The following is a 1,809-nucleotide window of genomic DNA, read 5'->3' on the forward strand; positions in this document are numbered from 1 at the left end:
CAGTTATCAGTTATCAGTTATCAGTTATCAGTTATCAGTTATCAGTTATCAGTTAATATTTTTTCCTTTATGATCTCTGTCAATAACTTATCTAAATACAGATCAAGTCTTGTGTTATGTTGATAAAACATTTAAATTCAATAAGATAAATCATATTTATAAGCCTACATTTGGCTAAATATAGGATGAAAAATAACAATGATTTTTGCTCTACGTGATGCTTTTGCAGAGTTACAAGATGAATTGGCTCGTTTTAATCAACAATGGTTAGCTCATGTGGTTAAAGCAAATGTCTATGACGTTCCTTTAAATAACAATGGTTTAGCACCAAAGATAATTCCTGTCACACATTATGAAGGCGAGGAGGCGAGTCAGAAAGCAGCTCTCGCCTTTCAAACTCTACATTTTCAACCTAATCAACATCCTGCAACGGCTTATCGTTTAGCTGGATGGATTGGTATTGATTGCGATTTGCAAAAAGAAATTGATCTGGTAAATCAAAAGAAAGATGAGCTAAAAAGATTAATGTTGGCCATACCAGAGCGTGAACGTAATAAAACCACACGCCAAGCCTTGCCAAATGTATCCGTTTTACAATGTTATCGGCATTTGGTGCAGTGGTCTCCTGCCCCTGAATGTTTATATTTTTCGTGGGCAGGTGCAACACCAAGCAGTGTGCATGTCAGTCGTGCCGATGTTGAAGCACAGTTAGAACGTTCAAGAAAAAATCGTCCCGATCAATTTACGCCCAGTGAATGGGAAAATATTATTAATTTGCAAAAGCAACAATTAGCAGAAGTCCCACCTGAAATTCCGCTTATTTATCGTTGGCGAAAAGCACCACATCCACGAATTATGGCCTATAACAAAGGCCAAAAAAGCAATGCAGGGCGCATTGTTCCCGCTAACCTACCCGTTTTTGTGGTGATAAATTCGCAGCAAGAAACACCTAAAGTGTATGGTTTAGAAGATTTTGATATGAGCCAACATATTCGAGAAACACCACGAGCAGACTCGGCTTTATTATTACCTGTGATTGAAAGTATTGGCTTATATGCGCAAATTAAAGCAAATAAGAAAGTATTGATTAACGAGCAAGAATTACACGAGGGTGCAACAACACGCAATAATGAATGGCAACGTAAACCTTTAGATGAGTAGGTTTCGACTACGCTCAACCATCACACAAATGCGCGCTGAGCGTAGTCGAAGCGAATCAAGCAAACAAATGATCTAATTGGTGCTTAGCAATCAGCGGTTGCCATTTGCTTTCTAAGCCCCCTTCTTGTGCTAATAATTGCTTTAACACAGGTGCAGTTTGTGCTTGTGCTTCAGCAGACATAGCCGCCAACATATCAAATAGCGGTTGCCACAAATGATGTTGATAAGCCACTGTCGTAATATGGCGAGTGAGGTCTATGCCCTGCTCAAAAATCACTTGCGCTAAGGTTTTGCGTTGTTCTTCGGTCATATATTCAACCAAAGGCAAAAAAGTCACCCACAAATTAAATTGTGCGGTATAAATAATGGTTGCTTGTAACACTTCCGATTTTTGCATAGATGGGGTGTTAATCACTTTGTACTGAGTATTGGGTGATAAACAGGCAAACAATGGTAAAGCATCTTGCCATAAGGTTAAACGATGTACCGTATCCACTAAATCATCTAAAACGTCTTCATGTTGTTCAGCGGCAATATTGCCCATTTCACGTTTTAAATCATCTTCCATGTGTACCATTAATGCTAAAGATTCTGGCCATAACTCTTTGTTTTGACGCATATAAGCAATCAGTTTTTCTAAGCGTGTTT

At 38.6% G+C, this 1,809-nt stretch carries 2 protein-coding genes; one reads left to right on the forward strand and one right to left on the reverse strand.

Annotated elements, in window-relative coordinates; translation table 11 throughout:
• Positions 1–198 precede the first annotated feature (198 nt).
• A complete protein-coding gene (locus Q0212_RS04675) occupies positions 199–1,161 on the forward strand; it encodes a DNA replication terminus site-binding protein (protein WP_297922937.1) in 963 nt (320 codons plus the stop codon).
• A 55-nt stretch (positions 1,162–1,216) separates the two neighbouring features.
• Here Q0212_RS04675 and Q0212_RS04680 read toward each other — a convergent pair.
• A partial coding sequence (locus tag Q0212_RS04680; protein WP_297922940.1) for a hypothetical protein occupies positions 1,217–1,809 on the reverse strand: 593 nt, incomplete at its 5' end.

The sequence above is a fragment of the uncultured Agitococcus sp. genome, assembly GCF_937920075.1.
Classification (GTDB): domain Bacteria; phylum Pseudomonadota; class Gammaproteobacteria; order Pseudomonadales; family Moraxellaceae; genus Agitococcus.